13 protein-coding genes and 1 pseudogene are annotated in these 20,969 nt (G+C 71.3%); 8 read left to right on the top strand and 6 right to left on the bottom strand.

Annotation, left to right across the window (positions count from 1 at the left end; translation table 11 throughout):
* Positions 1–285 precede the first annotated feature (285 nt).
* Entirely contained in the window at positions 286–2,046 is a 1,761-nt protein-coding gene (locus ACH4ZA_RS32445; RefSeq protein WP_398432858.1) for a S8 family peptidase, read from the top strand.
* Positions 2,047–2,361: 315 nt separating this feature from the next.
* Here ACH4ZA_RS32445 and ACH4ZA_RS32440 read toward each other — a convergent pair whose 3' ends face one another.
* Positions 2,362–3,375, bottom strand: coding sequence for a LacI family DNA-binding transcriptional regulator (locus ACH4ZA_RS32440; protein WP_398432819.1), 1,014 nt, complete (start codon positions 3,373–3,375; stop codon positions 2,362–2,364).
* A gap of 439 nt (positions 3,376–3,814) precedes the next feature.
* On the opposite strand from ACH4ZA_RS32440, the gene ACH4ZA_RS32435 reads away from it, so the two are divergent.
* Complete coding sequence (locus tag ACH4ZA_RS32435) at positions 3,815–4,780, top strand: glycoside hydrolase family 6 protein (protein ID WP_398432818.1); 966 nt, start codon at positions 3,815–3,817, stop codon at positions 4,778–4,780.
* A gap of 176 nt (positions 4,781–4,956) precedes the next feature.
* On the top strand, positions 4,957–6,279 hold the full coding sequence (locus ACH4ZA_RS32430) for a glycoside hydrolase family 6 protein (protein WP_398432817.1): 1,323 nt from the start codon (positions 4,957–4,959) through the stop codon (positions 6,277–6,279).
* Between the two features lie 55 nt (positions 6,280–6,334).
* On the opposite strand, the gene ACH4ZA_RS32425 is transcribed toward ACH4ZA_RS32430, so the two are convergent.
* Complete coding sequence (locus tag ACH4ZA_RS32425) at positions 6,335–6,616, bottom strand: hypothetical protein (RefSeq protein ID WP_398432816.1); 282 nt, start codon at positions 6,614–6,616, stop codon at positions 6,335–6,337.
* Positions 6,613–7,431 (bottom strand): phytanoyl-CoA dioxygenase family protein, encoded by an 819-nt coding sequence (locus tag ACH4ZA_RS32420; protein WP_398432815.1) that lies wholly within the window; start codon positions 7,429–7,431, stop codon positions 6,613–6,615. Before ACH4ZA_RS32420 ends, ACH4ZA_RS32425 begins: the two co-directional genes overlap by 4 nt.
* Positions 7,432–7,504: 73 nt before the next feature.
* On the opposite strand from ACH4ZA_RS32420, the pseudogene ACH4ZA_RS32415 reads away from it, so the two are divergent.
* The 3 genes and pseudogenes from ACH4ZA_RS32415 to ACH4ZA_RS32405 form a co-directional block, all read left to right on the top strand.
* Positions 7,505–8,269 (top strand): annotated as a pseudogene (locus ACH4ZA_RS32415) (helix-turn-helix domain-containing protein); the annotation flags it as partial.
* A gap of 378 nt (positions 8,270–8,647) precedes the next feature.
* A complete protein-coding gene (locus tag ACH4ZA_RS32410) occupies positions 8,648–9,844 on the top strand; it encodes a GDSL-type esterase/lipase family protein (protein ID WP_398432814.1) in 1,197 nt (398 codons plus the stop codon).
* Positions 9,845–10,138: 294 nt separating this feature from the next.
* Positions 10,139–13,033 carry a glycosyl hydrolase family 95 catalytic domain-containing protein gene (locus tag ACH4ZA_RS32405; RefSeq protein WP_398432813.1) on the top strand — a complete coding sequence of 965 codons (2,895 nt, stop codon included), beginning with the start codon at positions 10,139–10,141 and terminating at the stop codon, positions 13,031–13,033.
* 50 nt (positions 13,034–13,083) lie between these two features.
* Here the strand turns inward: ACH4ZA_RS32405 and ACH4ZA_RS32400 are convergent, their stop codons facing one another.
* Together ACH4ZA_RS32400 and ACH4ZA_RS32395 are read right to left on the bottom strand one after the other, a co-directional pair.
* Positions 13,084–13,653: a hypothetical protein gene (locus ACH4ZA_RS32400; RefSeq protein ID WP_398432811.1), complete on the bottom strand. Its 570-nt coding sequence runs from the start codon at positions 13,651–13,653 to the stop codon at positions 13,084–13,086.
* 217 nt (positions 13,654–13,870) lie between these two features.
* Positions 13,871–17,737, bottom strand: coding sequence for a hypothetical protein (locus ACH4ZA_RS32395; protein ID WP_398432810.1), 3,867 nt, complete (start codon positions 17,735–17,737; stop codon positions 13,871–13,873).
* Between the two features lie 207 nt (positions 17,738–17,944).
* Between ACH4ZA_RS32395 and ACH4ZA_RS32390 the strand changes: the two genes are divergently transcribed.
* Positions 17,945–18,184, top strand: a complete 240-nt coding sequence (locus ACH4ZA_RS32390; protein WP_398432809.1) for a hypothetical protein — start codon at positions 17,945–17,947, stop codon at positions 18,182–18,184.
* A gap of 312 nt (positions 18,185–18,496) precedes the next feature.
* Here the strand turns inward: ACH4ZA_RS32390 and ACH4ZA_RS32385 are convergent, their stop codons facing one another.
* Positions 18,497–19,780, bottom strand: coding sequence for an MFS transporter (locus ACH4ZA_RS32385; RefSeq protein ID WP_398432808.1), 1,284 nt, complete (start codon positions 19,778–19,780; stop codon positions 18,497–18,499).
* Positions 19,781–19,836: 56 nt separating this feature from the next.
* Between ACH4ZA_RS32385 and ACH4ZA_RS32380 the strand changes: the two genes are divergently transcribed.
* Positions 19,837–20,901, top strand: a complete 1,065-nt coding sequence (locus ACH4ZA_RS32380; protein ID WP_398432807.1) for a DUF5937 family protein — start codon at positions 19,837–19,839, stop codon at positions 20,899–20,901.
* The last annotated feature ends 68 nt before the right edge of the window (positions 20,902–20,969 follow it).

Below are 20,969 nucleotides of genomic sequence, written 5' to 3'. Positions count from 1 at the left end.
ACCGCCTTCGCCTCCTGTGGCGGGGCCCGCTGCACGAACCACCGTGGGACGGACGTGCCGAGCTCCTGCTGGACACCGACCTCCGATGTTCCCGGAGTAGGTCTCTTTTCAGCCATCCCCCCATGACGTCCCTGCACGGAAAGGTACTTCCGCAGAGGAGCATGCACCTGACATCTTGCATCCACCACTCGTTTCGTACGGCCCGGCCTGTGCTCTTTGCACGGCCGGGCCGTCTCCGGAGGACGCATGAGACCCCACATATCCAGCCGACCCAGACGCACGCTGGTGCTGGCGGCCACGCTCGGCGCCGCCCTCGCGTTCGGCGCCCCCGGCGCCCTCGCGGGCACGCTCCCCATCGGCCCCTCCACCGCGCCGGCCGCCAAGGCCCACGCTCCGGCCGCCGTGCCGGCGTCCCAGAGTGCGGCCTGGGTGGCCGGCACGCGTGCCTACCTCGTGATCACCGCCCCCGGTGACAATGCGGCGGTCCGCTCCGCGGTCGCGGCCAACGGCGGCACCGTCTTCTCGAACTTCGACGCCATCGGCGTGATCGTCGCCCACTCGGCGTCCAGCGGATTCGCCACCGCCATGCGCGGCGTCGCCGGCGTGCAGCAGGTCGGTGCCACGCGCACCTCGGACGTCCCCGCCGACGCCTACAACCCGGCGCTCCCGGCCAATCCGGCCCAGGCCTCCACCCCGGCCGGCGAACCGGTCCGCGCCGACATGAGCCAGATCAAGGCCGACCAGGCCTGGGCCGTGAACCCGGGCTCCGCCTCCGTCAAGGTCGGCATCCTGGACACCGGTGTGGACGACCAGCACCAGGACCTGGCGCCCAACTTCGACGCGGCCGACTCGGTCTCCTGCGCCTACGGCAAGCCCGACACCCGTGCCGGCGCGTGGCGGGACGTCGACACACACGGCACCCACGTGGCGGGCACCGTCGCCGCGGCCAAGAACGGCAAGGGCGTCGTCGGCGTGGCACCCGGCGTGAAGATCGCCGCGGTCCGGGTCGCCGAGCCGGGCAACGCCTTCTTCTTCGCCGAGAACACCATCTGCGGCTTCGTCTGGGCCGGTGACCACGGCTTCAAGGTCACCAACAACAGCTATTACACGGACCCTTGGCAGTTCAACTGCCCGGACAACATCGACCAGGCCGCCATCATCGAGGGCGTCGAGCGCGCCCAGGCGTACGCCGAGGGCAAGGGGTCCCTCCAGATCGCGGCCGCCGGCAACGAGAACTACGACCTCGCCCACAAGACGACCGACTCCGCGAGCCCGAACGACTCGACGCCGGTCACCCGCACCATCACCAACGCCTGCCTCGACATCCCGACCGAACTGCCGGGCGTGGTCACGGTCGCGGCCAACGGCACGGGCGTCACCAAGGCGTCGTTCTCCAACTTCGGGCAGGGCGTCATCGACGTCGCGGCGCCGGGCAGCAACGTGTACTCCACCGTCCCCGGCGGCGGCTACGGCAGCAAGAGCGGCACCTCGATGGCCACCCCGCACGTGGTCGGCGTGGCGGCGCTCATCGCGAGCGCCGACCCGGGCATCACCCCGGCGCAGATCCGCGCCAAGCTGGCCGCACAGGCCAACGACATCGCCTGCCCCTCGGACAGCCGCTGCACGGGCACGACGGCCGACAACTCGTTCTTCGGCGAGGGACAGGTCGACGCCCTCAAGGCCGTCGGGACGACCCCGCCGCCCGGCAAGTACTTCGAGAACCTCACGGACTTCGCCGTCAACGACAACGCGACCGTGGAGAGCCCGATCGCCGTCACCGGCGTGACCGGCAACGCCCCGGCCGCCCTCAAGGTGGGTGTGGACATCAAGCACACCTACATCGGTGACCTGAAGGTCGACCTGGTGGCGCCGGACGGCACCGTCTACACGCTGCACAACCACGCCGGCGGCAGCGCCGACAACATCGCCCAGACCTACACCGTGAACGCCTCGTCGGAGGTCGCGAACGGCACCTGGAAGCTGCGCGTCAACGACAACGCCGCCTCCGACACGGGCAAGATCGACGCCTGGAACCTGACCTTCTAGCGCAACACCTGCTCGGCGGCGGGCGTACACGCCTGGACCGCGGTGTACGCCGCGGTCAGTGCCGCCATGCCGAACGCGCAGGAGTACCGGCCGGGCCGGGACGGCGGGCCGACGTCCCGGCCCGGACCGCCGAGCCGGCCGACGTCCCGGCCCGGCTGGTCCGATCAGCAGCACGGCGGCGCACCGGCGCGGGTGCGCCGCATCGGACGGGACGGACACGGCGGGTGCTATCAAGTCCGTCGGCGTGACCTCGCCGCCCGGCCGCCCGCACCGGTGGGGTCACCGAGGACGACCGGGTGCGGGCCGACCGGTCCGTCAGGCGCTGGACCGGATGACCAGTCCGGTGGGCAGGATCAGCGGGGTGGGGTCCTGACCGTCGAGGAGTGCGACCAGCATGCGGGCCGTCTCCCGGCCGAGGGCCGTGATGGGCTGATGGACGGTGGTGAGCGGCGGGTCGGCGATCCTGGCGATCTCCAGGTCGTCGAAGCCCACCACGGCGACGTCGGCGGGGACCAGCCGGCCGGCCTCACGCAGGCTGCGCAGCGCCCCCGCCGCCATGTTGTCGTTGGCGGCGAACACCCCGTCGACGTCGGGGTGGCTCTGCAACAGGGCGGCCATGACGGCGGCGCCGCTGGGCTCGGTGAAGTCCCCCTCCAGCGCCGAGAACGGTTCGAGGCCGGCCGCCAGCACGGCGTCACGGTATCCGCGGTACCGGGCGCGGCCGGCCTCGGTGTCCAGACGTCCGCAGATCGCGGCGACACGAGTCCGGCCGTGGGAGAGCAGGTACTCGGTGGCCTCGCGCGCTCCCCCGACGTTGTCCACGTCCACGTACCATCGCGGAGCCGGACCGACCGGGCGCCCGCCGAACACGACGGGTATCTCCGCCTCCTGGGCCATCCGGGCCAGCGGATCGCCCTCGCGCAGCGCCATCAGCATCACGCCGTCGGCGCCCCGGGACCGGAACAGCTCCTCCACCCGCTTGCGCCCCCGGTCGGAGGCGGCCAGACAGAGCATGAGGTGCAGGTCGGCCTCCTCCAGGGCGGCCGACGCCCCCACGATCACCTGGGCGAAGAAAGGGTCCGCGAAGATCGACGGATCCTCGCCGGAGACGACCAGGGCGGCAGCCCCCGTCTGACGGGTGGCCAGGGCACGGGCGCGCGGGTTGGGCACGTAACCGAGCTGCCGGACGACCCGTTCGACCGCCTCCCGTTTGGCGCGGCTGACATGCGGAGCGTTGTTGAGGGCGCGAGAGGCCACGGAACGGGAGACGCCGGCGAGTGCGGCCACCTCGTCGAGCGTCGGCTGCCGACGAGGCGCGGCTTCTGCCATGGACCGTGCGCCTTTCCGTCAGGCCCCGAAGAGCCGGAGAACCCGAGAACCCGAGAACCCGGGAATTGGAGCCCTTGGGGGTCGGGGCGGAATGCTGGAAGCGCTTCCAGTTCCAGGACTGTAGATCCTCTTCCTCGCCCTGGGAAGACGTCTGACGCCCCGCGGCCGGCCGTACGAGCACGTGACAAGTGCTTCTAGCGCGAACGCTTGACAGTTCTGACGCCCCGCCACACCATACCGACCACACCCCAAAGCTCTCCGCACTACTGGGAACGCTTCCAATGGGAGCGCTCCCAAAGCCGCACCTCAGCACCGCCGCACCGCCGCACTTCACCACCTCCGCACCTCCGCACCTCCGCACCTCCGCACCTCCGCAGCGCGTCGCATGCTCGGGACGAGCGTGTGCGACGCATCCCCGCCAGGAAACCGAGGTTCAGTCATGCGCCGCAGGCTCCGCGCCCTCGTGACAGCGTTCTTCGCTCTGCCGCTGGCACTCGCCGCCGCACCGTCGGCACACGCCGCCGACCCGACCACCATGACCAGCGGGTTCTACGTCGACCCCGACGCCAGCGCGAAACGGTGGGTCGCAGCCAACCCCGGCGACGGCCGGGCCTCCGCGATCAACACCTCCATCGCCAACACCCCGGCCGCCCGCTGGTTCGGCTCCTGGAGCGGCTCCGTCGGCACCGCCGCCGGCGCGTACGCGGGGGCGGCGGACCGCGCGGACAAACTGCCCCTCATGGTCGCGTACAACATCTACAACCGCGACTACTGCGGCGGTCATTCGGCGGGCGGCGCCTCTTCACCGTCCGCGTACGCGAACTGGATCTCGCAGTTCGCCGGCGGCATCGCCAACCGCCCGGCGGTCGTGCTTCTCGAACCGGACTCCCTCGGTGACTACGGCTGCATGAACCAGGCCCAGATCAACGAACGGCAGGGCATGCTCAGCGGCGCCCTGAGCCAGTTCAGCCGACAGGCCCCCAACACCTGGGTCTACCTCGACGCCGGCAACCCTGGCTGGACCGACGCGGGGACCATGGCCCAGCGGCTGAACAACGCCGGCCTGCGGCAGGCCCACGGCTTCTCGCTCAACATCTCCAACTACTTCACCACGGCCGAGAACACCGCCTACGGCAACGCCGTCAACCGCGAACTGAGCTCCCGCTACGGCTACACCAAGCCGTTCGTCGTGGACACCAGCCGCAACGGCAACGGCTCAAACGGCCAGTGGTGCAACCCGTCCGGCCGCCGCATCGGCACCCCCACCCGGCTGGGCGGAGGCGCAGAGATGCTCCTGTGGATCAAGGTGCCCGGTGAGTCCGATGGCAACTGCGGCGTCGGAGGCGGCTCCTCGGCCGGTCAGTTCCTCCCGGAGGTCGCCTACAAGATGATCTACGGCTACTGATCCACCGCTCCCGTGGCCCGTGGCCCGTTGCCCATGGCCCGTAAACGCGCGGCCCGTGGCCCCCGGCCTGCTGTCCGCGTCCCCCGGCCCGCTGTCCGTGCCCCGTTCCCGGCGAACGGGACACGGCCGGCGGGCGCTCCCCCGCCCCCTCCATCCCCCATCGATCAGGAGCACCCGTGAAAGCACCTCGCCTGCCGCGCCGCGCTGCCGCCGTCGCAGCGGCGCTCGCCGCCTGCGCCGCTCTCACCGCGACCCAGGCTCAGGCCCTGCCGGACCCCCAGCCCCGGTCCCAGCCTCCGTCCCCGTCCCAGGGCACACCGAGGCAGGACGCGATCACCGCCGGCACGAGGTTCTACGCGGACCCGCACAGCAAGGCCGCACGGCAGGCCCTCGTGGACCTCGAACACGGCGACCTCGCGAACGCCGCGAACATGGCCCGGCTCGCGAGCTGGCCCCAGGCCGAATGGTTCACCGAGGGCACGCCCGGCGAGGTACGCGCCAAGGTGCACCGGCTCGTCCAGCGGGCCGGGGCCGCGCACCGGACGCCCGTCCTGGTCGCCTACGACGTGCCCGGCCGCGACTGCACGCAGTACTCCAGCGGTGGCGCGGCGTCCTCCGCCGCCTACCGGCAGTGGATCGACGCCTTCGCCGCCGGCATCGGCCCCGGCCGGGCGGTGGTCGTCGTCGAGCCCGACGGCCTGGCTCTTCTCCCGAAGGACTGCGGCCCCGGCACCGACCCGACGGGCGCGCTCACGGCCGACCGCATGGCCGACCTCGCGTACGCCGTCAGGACTCTCAAGGCCCTGCCGCGCACCGCGGTCTACCTGGACGCGGGGAACGTCCTGTGGCGGCCGGTCGGCGACATGGCCCAGCGGCTGCTGGACGCCGGGGTCCGCTCCGCCGACGGCTTCTCCCTGAACGTGTCCAACACCCTCCCGACCGCCCACAACGCCAGGTACGGCTCCTGGGTGGCGAAGTGCATGTGGTTCGCCACCGAGGGACCGCAGCAGGCACGCGGCCACACCGACTGGTGCGCCAGTCAGTACTACTCGTCGGCCGCCCCGAACGACGGCGTGCCGGGCAACGCCGTCGACTCCGCCGATCCCGCCACCTGGCGGTGGACCGACGCCTGGTTCGACCAGAACGCGGGCGCCCCGCCGGCCGGCCGTCTGCAGCATTTCGTGATCGACACGAGCCGCAACGGTCTGGGCGCCTGGACCCCGCAGCCGGGCAAGTACAGCGGGGACCCGGAGGTCTGGTGCAACGCGCCCGGACGGGGTCTCGGGCCGCGTCCGACCGCGGCCACGGGCGTTCCCCTCGTCGACGCCTACCTGTGGATCAAGATTCCCGGCGAGTCCGACGGCAGCTGCACGCGCAACACCGGCGGCACGATCGACCCCGAGTACGGCATCGTCGACCCGCCCGCGGGCGCCTGGTGGCCCGACCAGGCCCATGCGCTGGCCCGCAACGCGGCACCGCGACTCGTGTTCAACCGCTGAACGGCCGGACCGCCCCGCCCGCCCCGCCGCAGGCCGGGCGGGCGGGGCGGTCCGCTCACGTACCGGGACGAGGTTCTTCCTCCAGCTTCTCGAAGAAGAACTCATGCTTGAGGAAGGAGACGTCGTACTCGTGACCGGCCTGGGGCGGCAGCAGCTGGGAGGCCTGGAACAGGCGCCACCCGTCGCACAGCGCGGAAAGCCCGGTGGCGTAGGGCGGCTCGTCGCCGTCACCGGTCGTAGGGCGGGTCCGGCCGGTCCCGTCGTACCGGGACCAGCCGACGACGTCGGAGTCCAGCGCCGACGTGGCGAGATAGAGGACCAAGACCTGCTGCCTCATGCCCGGCTCCCCTGGGTCGGCCTGTTGGTGACACGGGTGACCCAGTGCTCGACGTCGAACAGGTCGTCGCCGGTCAGGGCCCGCCACAGCAGGACGCGGTTGTGTATCTCCAGTCGGGCGGTGGCCTGCTCGTACCAGGGGAAGCCGGCGGAGAGTTCCGCGGCGACGGCCGGGTCGTGCAGGTCGGAGGTGTCCCAGAGGCGCACCTGCGGCACCGTGGGGTTGAGGCGGAGCTTGTACATGTGACGGCGCTGCTCGGTGTCGTTGCGTCGCCCGCTGTGCCAGATGCCGTGGTGGAGCAGGACGACCGTCCCCGCGGGGCAGGTCAGACGCGTCTGCCCCCGGAGATTCTGGACGCGCCCGATGTCCGTCTCGTTGATCCTGCGCAGATGGCTTCCGGGCACGCTCAGGGTGCCGCCCATCGCGGCGGTCACCTCGTGCGGGTAGTACATGAGCTGGATGTCGAACGCGTCCGGCCGTACGTCGATGATCGCGTCCGCGTGGAGGTCCTGCGCGTGTCCCTCGTGCGGCTCGCGGACGTGCACGGCGTGGTGGTCGACGGTCGGCCCGGGGCCGACGAGGCTCTCCACCGCGCCGGCGACGACCGGCAGGGCGAGCAGTTCGTGGACGAAGACGTCCCGGGCGAAGGCCTCGCTCAGCGGGGTGCCGTACGGCACCTGCGGCAGTCCGTCGTCCAGGGCCGCGACGGCCCGTTCGTTGATCTCCTGCGGCACCGCCCCGTCCAGGCGCAGGAATCCCTGCGCGACGAAGCGGGCCACCTGAACCGATGTCAGGAGGTGCTTGCTGGTTGACATGCGACGAACGTATGCGCCCGGGACTTCTGGGTCGTGGGCTGAAATCGTCCATCGCTGGTAATTTTCCGTCCTCATGAGGACGACGACGCTCTGGCTCGACGAGCCGCCCACCGTGGTGGGCGCCGGCATCGGGGTGCACGGCGTCTCCACCGCGCACGACGTCTTCCGCCTGCCGGACCTGTGGCAGCTGCACCTCTACCACTACGAGGGCGCCCTGTCGCTCGGGCAGTCCGTCCACGCCATACGTCCCGGCCACGTCAGCCTCGTGCCGCCGAACACGGAGGTGCACTTCCACTACCGGGGCAGGTCTGAGCACCTCTACGTCCACCTGCGGCTGCGGGAGAGCGGGTCGGCGCGGGCGGTCCCGGTGATGCAGGACGCGGCGGCCGAGAGCGCACGCCTGGCCGATCTGCTCCGCCGAGCCGTGACGGCCCTGCCCGCCTCGCCCTCGCAGGCCACCGCCGAAGTGTGGGCCGCTCTGTGGCGCATCGCCGAGTTGCCCCGCGGCGAGGGAGAGGGACGCCGCCACCCGTACGTGTCCGCCGCTCAGGCCCACATCGAGGAGCACCTGGCCGACCCGCTGTCGGTGCCGGACATAGCGCGGGCCGTCGGGATCTCCCACACGCACCTGACGCGTCTGTTCCGTGCCGAGACGGGCCTCACGGTCGTGGCGTACATCCGGCGCCGGAGGCTGGAACGCGCCCGTCATCTGCTGGCGTCCTCCACCCTGTCCGTCACCGCCGTCGCCGCGGCGGTGGGCATCGCCGATCTCCAGGCCTTCAACAAGGCCTGCCGTCGGGAACTGGGCGCGAGCCCGCGAGAGGTACGCGCGGCAGCCGGACGCCCCGGCCCGAGCGGCGAAAGAGAGACGTCGCAGGTGCTGAGGGCACGGAGGGCACAGGAGGCACCGCAGACCCCCGAGGCGCCGGAGGCACTGCAGGCGCAGGAGACACCGGGACGCCTCACCGGCCCCTGATCGAGGCCGCACACGGCCCTCCCGGGCGTTTCCATGCCCTCACAGGACGTCTCGTTTCACTCGTTGACGGTCACGACACCCCTGATTACTGTGCGCTACAAACCCCCCACTCATCGATGGACATTCGATATCTCGGACCCTCGGACGACCCCGCCCCGCCCCCCATCGTTCCGACGGACCGGCGCTTGGCGAGCGGCGAGCGGCGAATGGCGACCGAACCCAGCGAAGGAGACATCACGGATGACCGCGCTGCGCACGGCCCGCGGAACTCGGCGGAGGCACCACGGGCGGACGACGGTGTTCGCCGGACTGACCGCCCTCCTGGCGGCCCTCCTGAGCGGTGTGGGCACCGCGGGCGCCGCGCGGGCGACGCCCGCGGACACACGCGCTCTTCAGGGACCGGCCGACGCCGACGGCGGGCGGACGGCCCGCGTGAAGGGCGTACTGGCGCAGGTTCACACCGCAGGGCGGGTCAAGGACATGGGGAGCACAGTGCAGTACAGCTGGCCCGGAGTGTATTTCGAGGGCCGTTTCCGGGGCACGGGTGTGGGCGTGGTGCTCGACGACTCGGCCGCCGACTACGACGTCCAGGTCGACGGCGCCACGGTCGCCACGCTCGTCGCGCCCGGCCGGACCACGTACCGGGTCGACGGCCTGCAGGACCGCACGCACACCGTCCGGCTCGTCAAACGCAACGACACCCCCTGGGCCACCAGCGCGTTCAAGGGATTCGTCGCCGCGCCCGGCGGCGCCGTGCTGAGCAGGCCGGCGGCCCGCGTCCGCCAGGTCGAGTTCATCGGCGACTCCCTCACCGTCGGTTACGGCAACCTCTCCGCTTCCCGCGACTGCACGGGGGACCAGGTCAGGAGGACCACCGACGCCGACGTGAGCTACGGCGCCCTCACCGCCCGCCGGTTGGGGGCCGACTACCAGCTGAACGCCTACTCCGGCCTCGGCATGGTGCGCAACTACAACGGCGGCTCACCGGATGTCACCTACCGGTCCTTCTACGACCGTGCCCTGCTGAACGCGCCCGGGGACGTCTGGCAGAACCCCGGCACGTGGCACCCCCGGCTCGTCGTGGTCAACCTCGGGACCAACGACTTCTCGACGGCCGTCAATCCCGGTGAGCCGTGGACGCCCGACAGCCTCGCGGCCGCCTACCGCACGGCGTACGGCGACTTCCTGCAGAAGCTGCGGACGCGGTACGGAACCGCGACGACCATCGTGGCCGTCGGCGCCGGATCGTTCGCCGGTCATGTCCAGCAGGTGGTCAAGTCACGTACGGACGCCGGGGACAGCCGGGTGCGGTACTGGTACCTCGACGACTCCGGACTGGACTTCGCCGGCTGCCACTGGCACTACTCGGCGCATGACGACCGGCTCGTCGCCGACCGGCTCGCCTCGTTCGTCTCCGGCCTCCCGATCGCCTGGTGACGACCGGTAGCGATACATCCCACCTCATTGGGGCGACACCCTACTCAATCGCACACCCAGAGCAAGCCTGAAGTACCGAAAAGACAGGTGAACTCAGCCAGTTCAAGATTTTCCCGTCCTTCCCCTGGGCACAGGAAGGAGATGTCCCCGTTAATTCATCCCATGTTCCAGGTGTCAGGAGCCCGGAACATGGACGGGTCCCCTGGAGTCGGCTGCAGATCCGTCCCCGCAAGGAGCGGGTGCCGCGCGGCGTCGCACCCGCCCTGCCGCACTCACCACCAACGGAGTCAGCACATGGATCTGCCCGACCTGCCCATCGACCGCCGGCGCTTCCTCACCGCCGCCGCCCTGATGGCCGGGGCCACGACCCTCCCCCTCGTGTTCGCGGGCAGCGCCTCCGCAGCCGTCCCGCCCCAGGTCACCCTCCCTGACCGCGGCATATGGGACGAGGCCGCCGCGTCCGCGTGGACCGACGGGTTCCTGAGCGGCAACGGCGAGTACGGCGTCGTCTACTACGGCGCTCCCACGCTCGAGAAGATGATCTTCAACCACCACCGGTTCGTCCTGCCCAACGGCAGCCGGAGCGTCATGCCCCCGGTGATCTCCGGCCGGCTCGAAGCGGCACGGGACAAGGCGCTGTCCGGTGACTACGCGGGCGCGGCCGCCACGTTCGCCAACGGCTGGAACCTGCGCTGGACGCAGACCTTCCACCCCGGCTACGAACTCCGGCTGAGCACGCCGGGCATGACCACGGTCAACGACTTCGCCCGTGTCACCGACTTCCGCACCGGAGAGGTCACGCACACCTGGACCGACCAGTACGGCATCTGGGAGCGCCGTGTCTTCGTCTCCCGTTCCGACCAGGTCATCGTCCACGAGCTGCTGCCGGCCACGGGACGCACGGTCGACACCACCCTCAGCGTCAACACCGCCCTCGACGGCGTGCCGACCGGCGTCTCCTACTCCACGACCGCCACCGTGCGCAACGGCGACGGATACCTGAACCTGCGCGGCACCTACCCCTCGGGCGGCGCCTACGGCTATGAGGGCGCCACCCGCGTCGTCGTCACCGGCGCAGGCGCCTCGGTCACCGCCGGCGGGTCCACCCTCGTGGTCGCCAAGGCCACCAGGGTGCTGCTGCTGACCAAGCTGGGCCGCTACGAGACGTCGACCGGCTGGAACTCCCAGCCGCTGCAGACCGCGCTCGCGGGGCTGACCGCCGACTACGCCACCCTGCTCGGCCGCCACACCCCGCAGCACCAGGCGATGTACGACCGCTCCAGCATCGACCTGAACGTCTCCGCCGCCGACCGCCAGTTGTCCACGAGCGCCCTGATCAGCCGGCAGAACAGCAACAGATCCGCCGTCGACGTCGCACTGCTCGAGCGGATGTACGATTCCGGCCGCTACCTCTTCATCAGCTCCAGCGGGGTGCTGCCCCCGCGTCTGACCGGCATCTGGACCGGCACCTGGAACGGCTCCTGGGCCGACGACATCACCACCGACGCCAACATCAACCTTCAGGTCGCCGGAGGCAACATCCTCGACCTGGGTGACGCGATGCAGGGCTACTTCGACCTCGTCCTCGGTCAGCTGGCCCACTGGCGTGACAACGCCGCCAACCTCTACGGCGCCCGCGGCTTCCTCGCCCCCTCCCGCACCGACGGCGAGTACGGGCACATGCTGCACTTCAACAACGCCAGCTTCCCCGGCGAGGCGTGGACCGGCGGCGCCGACTGGCTCCTGTACCCGCTGCTCGAGCACTACCAGGTCACCGGCGACACTGCCTTCCTCCGGAACAAGCTCGGTCCGGCCCTGATGGAACTGGCCCTGTTCTACGAGGACTTCCTCACCCGGACCGACGCGAACGGCAAGGCCGTCTTCGTCCCGTCCTACTCCATGGAGAACACCCCGACCAGCACCGGCCAGGCCTTCTCCATCAACGCCACCGGCGACATCATGGCCGCCAGACACGCGCTGCAGGCCGCCGTCGACGCCGCCGACGCCCTCGGCATGGAGCAGGGAAGCGGCCAGGGGGTGCAACGCTGGACCGCCCTGCTCGCCAAGCTGCCCGCCTACACGATCAACAGCGACGGGGCGCTGGCGGAGTGGTCCTGGCCGGGCCTGACCGACCGTTACAACCACCGGCACGTCTCCCACCTCTACGGCGCCTGGCCGCTGCACGAGATCAACCCCGAGGAGAAGCCCGACCTCGTCAAGTACGCCCGCACGGCCCTCGACAAGCGCGGCGACGAGAACTACTCGGCCCACGGCAGTCTGCATCGCGCCCTGGCCCGCGCCCGCCTCAAGGACGCACCCGGCGTCTACGCCAACCTGCTGAAGATCTACGGCAAGAACATGGTGTGGCGGTGCCTGATGACCTCCCACAACCCCAACCTGGACATCTACAACTGCGACGCCGCCAACGCCGTCCCCGGCATCCTCGGTGAAGCGCTGGTCTACAGCCGCCCCGGAGTGCTGGAGATCCTCCCCGCTCTCCCCGACCAACTGGACAAGGGCGTCATCAGGGGTGTCCGCGGCCGCAACCGCATCACCGTCGAGTCGCTCACCTGGGACACCGGGGCCCGTACCGCCACCGTGAAGCTCACCTCGGACATCGACCAGGACATCACCTTCATCTGCCGACGGGGCATCACCTCCATCACCGCCTCGGCCACGGTCACGACATCGTCCCTCGGCAACCACGCCCGGGTCGTGTCGCTGTCCGCCGGAACGAACACCACCATCACCGTCGGCCTGCTGACCGGGCTCTTCAAACTGGTCAACGGCAACAGCAGACAGGTCATGGACGTCTCCGGCTCCTCCACCTCCAACGGCGGCTCCGTCATTCAGTGGCCCTGGTCGGGCAGCGCCAACCAGCAGTGGAGGTTCCTGCCCAACTACGACGGCTCCTTCCGCCTGTCCAACGTCCACAGCGGCAAGGTGCTCGACTGCCCGGGAGCCTCCACCAACGCCGGCACGGCCCTGGACCAGTGGCAGGACACCAACGCCGGCAACCAGTGGTGGAAGCTCGTACCGGCTGCCACCGGCGGCTACTACCACCTCGTCAACGTCAGGAGCGGCCTGCACGCGGACGTGGCGAGCGGATCGGCCGCCGACGGCGCCAAGGTCGTCCAGTGGCCCGGCGGCAGCGGCGCCGGCCAGGAATGGCAGCCCGTCGGAGTCTGACGCCCCGACGGCGAGCGCCGCCGGGGTGAAGCCGGTCAGCCGTGGAGGCGTCAGGGGGCCGTAACTACCACGTTGAACCAGGGGGTGCTGAGCGATCGCAGCGGCGAGTCGAGCTTCTGCATGTTCAGCCGGTAAGTCCCGGCGGGAAGCACTCCGCCGCCGGGCAGCGGGGCCAGCGGCAGGTACCGGCCGTTGAAGACACCGCTGCGGTCGTACGTCCACAGACCCGCGCTGGTACGCAGGATGGTGTAGGGGCCGCGAGCGAGCGAGGGGTTGACCGCGGACTTCTGCGAACGGTTGAGGACGAAGGACGCGCCCGCGTACGACGGCACGCGGGCCGGCCGGGTGAGGGTGAAGCTGAAGTAGCGGTTGGCGTAGCCCGCGCCGGAGGTCAGGGGCGGGCAGTTCACGGCGACCACGGTCCGGCCCGTCACATTGCCCAGGGCGAGAGGGTTGCTGTACGAGCCCGCCCCCGCGAGCCGACGGCAGTCGTACCGATAGGTGGCGGCGGAGGCGGACGGAGCGAGCGCCAGTGTCATGGCGGCGGCCGCCGTGGTGGCCGTGACGACTGCGGCGACCTTGCGCAGCGGGCGGGGCAGGACGGTGCTGTGACGCTTCATCTGGTGGTTTCAACCCCCTTCGTGAGGCCCGGAGTTCGAGCCGTCCGGAAACCTAGCCCAGCCGGGGTGCGGCGGGTGGCGGGTGATCGGTCGGGGAGAGAAACAGATCGCGGATGACGCCGGGCGGACTGCCCTTCTTCGTGGGCAGGACGGATGAGGTCCATCGGACCTCGCCCGGTCATGTCCTGTCCCCTGGGCCGTGTGCCTTGTGGCCCGGCTACGGGCGGTGCAGGGTGATGACCGAGGGGGTGCTCGCGTCCCTCTTGACGACGAACCGCTCGGCGGCCAAGGTTCGGACGGCTTCCGGCGCGAGGTGTGCAACTTGCTTGAGGAGGCCCTGCCACGAGCCGAGGGCGAGGGCCCGCGCGATCATTCGTTCGCGGTGCGGCGAGGCAACGGAGTCCGCGAGACGTGCCAGCGTGTGCGCTTGTGCGGTCTTCTGGTGTTGCAGGTGGACCAGCTCCTCCGCCTCCGCGGCACGCGCCGTGGCTCTGCGTGTGTCGCCCACCTGCACCAGAGCCACCGCCAGTTCGGTGAGGGGTGACAGTCGCGAATGGTGCGGCAGTCCGCCGATGAGCGTCTCGGCCAGGGTGGCCAGTGCGGCTGCCCGCTCTCGGGCGATCGAGTCGGCCGCAGCCGGTGGGGGCGGGGTGGCCGAGGGGTGGACCTGTGTCGACCGGATGCACAGGGCACAGGCCTCGGCGCGTGCTCCGGGATCCCCGATCGCCTCGATGGCCATGTCCGCGCGACCATGCTCTCCCAGGGTCGTGTAGAGCTCCGCCACGCAGGTCAGCTCCAAGGGCATGAAGAGGTCGTCGCCGATCGCGAGGGCGAGGACTTCGGCGTCCGCGGCCAGTCGGCGCGCCTCGTCGTGCAGCCCATGGGAGGCCATCGTCCTGCCCAGATTGATCAGGCCCCTTGTCCGGCGAGCCTGTTCCTGGACGCCCGGATTGTCCTTGATGGTGCGGGCGAGCTGTTCGGTGCGGTGAGCGAAGTGGCGGACACGGTCGAGGTCACCCCGGGCGGCGGCGAGGTCGGTGAGGGAGTTCAGCACCCGGCACCTCTCGTCGTCCATGTCGATCTGGAGAGCCCATCGCTCGGCGTCCTCAGCGAAGACGGCGAGTCGTCGGTCGTGGGGTCCGGAGCGGGTCCGGGGCGTCCGGTGCGGTGGGACGAGAGCCTTCGCCAGGGTGATCATGGCTTCGGCACGCTGCCCGTGATCGTCGATCTGGCGGACCGCCAGTTCCGCATCGGGCACGTCGCCGGCATCCGTCAGGACCTGAGCGAGGTCGGCGAGGGCGATGCTCCGGGGGTGTGCTCCTTCGGCGTCGCCCGCACCGCACAGCGCAAGACGGGCGACAGCGACGGCAGCCGCGTGGTCTCCGGCGGCCGCCCTGGCGCGGGCGATCGACGAGAGGGCCTCGAGCCGCTTGAGCCCCCCGTCTGCCCTGTGCGCCAGACGGGTCGCCTCCTCGAGTGAACCGGCCCAGGCGAGGCCTTTCGCGATGTCGGCCAGTCCGTAGTCGTCCGACGCCTTGTCGCCGCGGGCGGTGTTCTCGGCCTCCGCCGCCAGTTCCACGCCTCTGGGCCGGTCGGAGACCGCGAGTTGCCTGGCCACCAGCGAGAGTGCCCTGGCACGTGAGTAGGCGTCCGGAAGTGCCCGGGCGATCTCGACGGCACGGTCGTGATCCCCTGCCGCCGCCATGGCGCAGGACAGGTCCTCGGTCGCCTCGGCGGCGCTGCGCCGCCGGGCAGATGCCAGGTATGTGTCGTCGTTCTGCTCGGCGGAGACGCCCGTGAGGGGAGCGACGATGGCATCGACGACCATCTGTGCCTCCCGGAACCTGCCGGCTGTCGCAAGCCCTTTGGCCAGTCCGACGAGCATGTCCTCCCGCCGGTACTCCCAGTGCTCGAACGAGCTGCTGATGCGCAGCGCTCTGGTGACGTCCCCGACGGCAGCGGCGCTCTGCACGAGACGCGCGTAGGCGTGGTGCCACATCTGTTCCCCGTCCATCGAGCGGGCGGTCCGCTCCGCCGCGGCAGTGCACTCGAAGGCGGCCGCGGTGTCGCCGGACGCCGCCCTCACCTCGGCCAGCTCGCACCAGAGCAACGTGCGGCGGTAGCGGTCCGAGGCGCCCAATGCGTGCAGTGATTCCTCCACGGACTCCGCCAGACGCACGGCCCGAGCCGTTTCCCCGGCGACCGCCGCTGACCGTGCCACCTCGGCCAGAGCGGTCCCCCGGAAGAAGGGCTCGGCGATGCCGCACGCCACGATCTCGGCCTGCTCCAGATCACCGCCGAGGGCGATCCCTTTCGCCAGCGCGACGAAGGCGCGGAACCGGTCCCCGGGCAGGGGGAGGCTCCGTGCCGTCTCCTGGGCGCCGAGCCAGTCGCCGGCCTGTGCCAGGCCCTCCACCAACGGAACGAGACCTGCTCTGGACCCGAACTCGTCGGAGCTCGACCGGGCGGCCGCCTCCGCCCGACGGGGCTCGCCCAGCGAGGCCCAGGCCGCCGGCAGGGAAGCGGGGAGGATGCGGTTGCGGTCCGCGAGTTCGTTGCGGTGCACGGACAGCCGCAGCAGATGAACGAGGTCGGGGCTCGCTTGCGCGAGAAGGAAGTCCTGAGCCGTTTCGATCTCGGCGAAGGCGGCCGCGTCCCCGCCGGAGACTTCGAGCATGCGGTCGTGACGGCCCCGGTCGGCAGCGCACCTGAGCATCTCGGCCACCGCTTCCGCCCGGGCCTCCCCCGCTGCTCTGCCCACCGCCGCCTTCAGCATGTCGTGGTAGCCGGCGAGAAGGTATTCGGGCGTCTCCTCGGGCCATCCGCGCCCGCGGTAGGCGTCGGCCCAGGCGCGCAGCCGCCGACGGTGGCGGGCGAGGTCTGCCCCGCCGAGCTCCTTCTCCGCCATGACCCTCAGCTCTTCGTGAGCGAGTATGTAGACGCCGGCCGCTTCCTGACGCCTCCACAGCCCGGGACGGGTGGTGAAGGCGCGGCCCGTGGCCGCGTGCAGCCGTCCCTCGACCGCGTATCCGGCGAGTCCCGTGAGCTCGGCCAGGTCGTCCCGCGTGAGACCTCCGCCGGCCGCCGTCACAAGCCCCAGCAGATCCTGGCCGGCGGAGTCGCCGTGCAGGAGGCGTCTCAGATCCCGTTCGGCGGCGGTGCGCACCACCTGGGCGTGCGGCGAGGCGTCCAACCGCCGGATTGTCACGCCCTGGCGAAGGGGATGGTCGTCGGGGACGTCGTAGGGAATCGGCGGATGCGGTCGGCCCGCGACCACGACCCGCATGCCGCGCGGAGGGCGGACCGGAAGGAGCGCGGCGATGCTGTACGTGCCGGACCCCTCCGACACCCCCTGGTCCTCATCGAGGCCGTCGACCAGAAGGACGAGGCGACGGCCGCGCCGCAGGCAGGACGCGACGGCCGCCTCCAGCAGCCGCTCGAGGTGCGCCTCCCACAACTCCCGCGACGGACGCGGCAGTCCGGTGCCGCCCAGTACGGCGAGCTGGTCGGAGACCGCTTCGAGGAAGGCCCACCTGTCGTTGTGGGCGGCGAACCGGGCCGTCACGAAGAACGACACGACGTCGACCTTCGGTGGCGGGTTGAGCGCGAACCACGACATCAGAGCGGACTTGCCCGCCCAGGCGGGGGCCTGCCACCACAGGTAGCCGTGCGCGGCGGGACCTCCGGTCGCGAACTCTGCCAGCTCGTCGAGTTCGGCGGTGCGGTCGAGGAGTTCGGCAGGGGCGATCTGTTGCACGTACGTGCCGTAGAGGGAGCCGGGTGCGGAGGAGACCCACGCGGTGCGGGCCGCACGCAGGAGCTTCCGTCCTTTGGCCATCTCATCCGTGCCGCCGCCCAGGGCCTTCACCAGAGTGTCGAGTTGGCCCTCGTCGGCCGGCAGTCGCAGGCCGCGGAGCATGTTGCCGATCTCGTTGTGGCCTATGAGGCCCGACGTCCCCGCTGCGATCTTCCGCAGACTCGCGCAGCCGTTGGCCTCGCGGATCTTGTCGAGGTGCAGGAGCAGGTCCCGCACCGGTCCGGACTCGGGCCACCGCCCCTGGTTCGTCGGTTCGCCCCTCGCCACAAACGCTCTCCGCCTCTTCTGCCTGTCCGCCGGGTGTCCTGTGACGGGCTCGGCGACCGGCGCGGAACCGCTGGTCAGCCGACGTGCCTGTCTCCCCTCCCGCACACAGGACAGCACAACGCGCCGTCGGGGGGCGGCGGAAGCGCAGTATTCGTGCCGTCACAGGCGCCGGCCGGCCCGCTCCTCCTCACGGACAGGACCCAGAACATGAACCAGTGGATCTGCACCGACCGGCCGGCGTCGACCCGGCACCACCAGGGCAACGGCACGCCGCGCCGCATCGTGTCCGAGTTCCGGGCCCGGCTGCGTCAGCCGCTGGACGTCAGTCGCCACCGCCGTCTGCGCGCCCTCGCCCGCACGGCGGGCCACGGCATCGTCCGCGGCGCCGCCGGCGCCCTGGGCGCGAGCGGGATCGAGTGGATCATCTGGTGGATCCAGCAGCGCTGATACGGCGCACCCGCTGATCCCGTCGTACACCGCCGGCGGTCCCGGCCTCGGCACGGCCTTCTCGCCGCGCAAGCGGGGGCCGGTCTCCCGATCTCCCGTTCTCCCGGTCGCGCTGACCGCGGCCAGAGGGAAACGGAGCGTGGCCGCCGACGGCAGCCGATGGAGCCGTCGGCCTGCTACGGGTGGTCAGCAAGCCGGGCGGCAAGCGGGCGCCACCGTGCCCGAGCGCTTCAGTTGGCCCCCGAGCGCTCTTCCTGGCCCGGTTGGGCGTGGTGGCTGGCCCACGAGACGGGACTGCGGGCGGCGCCGGGTTCACGCTTCGGTGGCGGACGCCGCCGATGCCCGGTGGGGCAGCGCAGGAGGTGCCGGCAGCTCTCGGAGTGCGCGGATGGAGGATCGGAAGACCGGGAGGAAGGCGCCGGCCAGGCACAACGCGCCTGCCCACACGGCGATGCGTACGTTCGCGGCCTCACCTATGAGGCCGCCCAAGGCGGAGCCGATGGCCAGGGCGCCGGTGAGCAGGAAGCGGAAGGTGGCGTTCATACGGCCGAGCAGCGGGTCCGGAGTCAGGTGCTGGCGCAGGGTGACGCCGAGGACGTTGTCGATGCCCGTCTTGGTCATGGCGGCCAGCCATCCAGCGCCGGCCACCCACAGCCACGGGCCGGTGTCGACCAGTGCAACGGCCGGTGCGGCGGGTGCGAACCACAGCCCGGCCAGGGCCAGGGTGCGGCCGTGGCCGAGGCGGGCAGCAAGGGGGCGGGCGAGGCGGGCGCCGAGCAGGATGCCCAGGCCGCCGGCTGCCCAGTACAGGCCGAGTGCTCCGGCGGGCAGGTGCAGTTCGCGGCTGAACAGCACCGGCAGCATGGCGTTGATCATCTGTGCGCCGAGGTTGGTGAGGGTCGCGGTGAGCGCCAGGGGCCGCAGCTCGCGGGTGCCGAAGACGTGGCGCAGCCCGTCCGTGATCTCGGTGCGTAGCCGTCGCCTTGCGGTCGAGGGCTCCGTGCGGGCGTGGTGGCGGGCCACGCCGGTGAGGCCGCAGGCGGAGGCGAGGTAGGCGAGGGCCCCGCCGAGGATCGCCAAGGGTGCCGTGAGGAGTTGGACCATGAAGCCGCCGGCGCCTCGGCCGGCGATGTTGGCGCCGGCCATCAGGCTGACGATGGCCGCGTTCGCCGGTACGAGGTGCTCGCGGCCGACCAGTTCGGGCAGGACGCTCTGCGAGCCTACGTCGAAGAACACGGTGGCACAGCCGGTCAGCAGCACCACTGCGTACAGCTGCGGCAGCGAGAGCACGCCCAGCCACCAGGTGAGCGGTATCGAGGCGAGCAACACCGCGCGAGCGGCGTCTGCGGCAACCAGCAGGCGGCGCCCGGACATGCGGTCCACCCACGCGCCCGCGGGCAGCCCGATGAGCAGGAAGGCGGCGGTGGACAGCGCAGCCAGCGCACCGGCCTGGCCGGGGCCGACATCGAGCATGGTGACGGCGAGCAGCGGTATCGCCACATAGCCGACGTTGCTGCCGAGGTGACTGAGGGCGCTTGCGGCAAAGAGCGTGCGGAAGGCGCCCATGCGCCACGGGGAATCTGGGGCTTCGGTCATGCGGCGTACGGTGCGGGACGCTGTGCGGCTCTCCATAGAGATTTACGCTGGGCTGAATGATCGAGATCGAATTCGCCATGGAGGACGTGGCCCGCACCCGCTTCGCGATCTCCCCGCTGTGGGAGGTGGTGGCAAGCGTCAGGGTGCTCAAGGGGGCGGACGAACACGGCCTGCACCGCACCTGGGCGGACCAGGTACGTCCCCGGCTGGCGGCGGCCGGTCTCGACCTGAGCCCACTGTTCGACCTCGTCCCGGTGCCCGTGCGCTCGCCCTGGGCCGGCCGCATCCCGGGGTTCATCTGCCCGGCGCCCACGACGCCGCTGCCGTCGCTGGAGATGGAGCTCGCCACGGTGCGGGCCATGCCGCCGGCGCTTCTGCACACAACGGCCGAGGTGCCGGAAGCGAGGATGGCGGCGCTGCGCGGCGATCCGGCCGCCGAGCTCGCGCGGCTGGCAGACGCGATCGAGGCGTACTGGGAGCTGGCGCTGGCCCCGTACTGGTCGAGCATTCTCACGCTGCTGGAGGGCGACATCCGCTACCGCGCCGGCCGCCTGGTCGACGGCGGCGCGCAGCACCTGCTCACCGACCTCGACCCGCAGGTCACCTGGGATCAAGGCACCCTGCAGCTGGATCACCGCACCGTGCGCGGAGCGCGCCGGCTCGACGGCCAGGGCTTGTTGCTGGTGCCCTCCGTCTTCGTCTGGCCACGCGTCTTCTCCGTACTCAACGAACCGTGGCAACCCTCGCTGCGCTATCCGCCTCGCGCCGTCGGCACGCTCTGGCACACCCGGCCCGCGACCGTCCCCGACGCCCTGGCGGGGGTGCTGGGCCGCTCCCGCGCGATGGTCCTGACCGAGCTGACCGCTCCCGCATCCACCACCGAACTCGCCCGCCGTACCGGCCTGACGCCCGGCGGCACGTCCCAGCACCTCACCGCCCTGCGGAACGCCGGCCTGGTGAGCGCCCACCGCGCAGGCAGGCAGGTCCTGTACGCACGCACCCGGGCCGGCCAGACACTCACAGAGGCTGCGGAGTCGGGCTCACCGCCGTCCGCCGGGAACCCGAAGAGCCGGTACCCGCAGGCTGCCGGCGAACGCCAAGGGGCGCGTCGTGCACCGTGAGCTCGCCGGCGGCGTGTTCGTTCACGGCGGGCCGAAGGCGTGCGCGGGCGACGAGGTCGCCTTGCGTG

Origin of the sequence: Streptomyces sp. NPDC020597 (assembly GCF_044335095.1) — a bacterium.
Lineage (GTDB): Bacteria > Actinomycetota > Actinomycetes > Streptomycetales > Streptomycetaceae > Streptomyces.
Note: the sequence above shows the minus strand (reverse complement) of the source record. Positions and strands in the feature narration are given on the sequence as shown.

Coding starts and splice junctions, on each gene's coding strand:
- ACH4ZA_RS32440 (WP_398432819.1), bottom strand. CDS start 3,375: ATGGCAGAAGCCGCGCCTCGTCGGCAGCCGACGCTCGACGAGGTGGCC.
- ACH4ZA_RS32435 (WP_398432818.1), top strand. CDS start 3,815: ATGCGCCGCAGGCTCCGCGCCCTCGTGACAGCGTTCTTCGCTCTGCCG.
- ACH4ZA_RS32425 (WP_398432816.1), bottom strand. CDS start 6,616: ATGAGGCAGCAGGTCTTGGTCCTCTATCTCGCCACGTCGGCGCTGGAC.
- ACH4ZA_RS32420 (WP_398432815.1), bottom strand. CDS start 7,431: ATGTCAACCAGCAAGCACCTCCTGACATCGGTTCAGGTGGCCCGCTTC.
- ACH4ZA_RS32410 (WP_398432814.1), top strand. CDS start 8,648: ATGACCGCGCTGCGCACGGCCCGCGGAACTCGGCGGAGGCACCACGGG.
- ACH4ZA_RS32405 (WP_398432813.1), top strand. CDS start 10,139: ATGGATCTGCCCGACCTGCCCATCGACCGCCGGCGCTTCCTCACCGCC.
- ACH4ZA_RS32400 (WP_398432811.1), bottom strand. CDS start 13,653: ATGAAGCGTCACAGCACCGTCCTGCCCCGCCCGCTGCGCAAGGTCGCC.
- ACH4ZA_RS32390 (WP_398432809.1), top strand. CDS start 17,945: ATGAACCAGTGGATCTGCACCGACCGGCCGGCGTCGACCCGGCACCAC.
- ACH4ZA_RS32385 (WP_398432808.1), bottom strand. CDS start 19,780: ATGACCGAAGCCCCAGATTCCCCGTGGCGCATGGGCGCCTTCCGCACG.
- ACH4ZA_RS32380 (WP_398432807.1), top strand. CDS start 19,837: ATGATCGAGATCGAATTCGCCATGGAGGACGTGGCCCGCACCCGCTTC.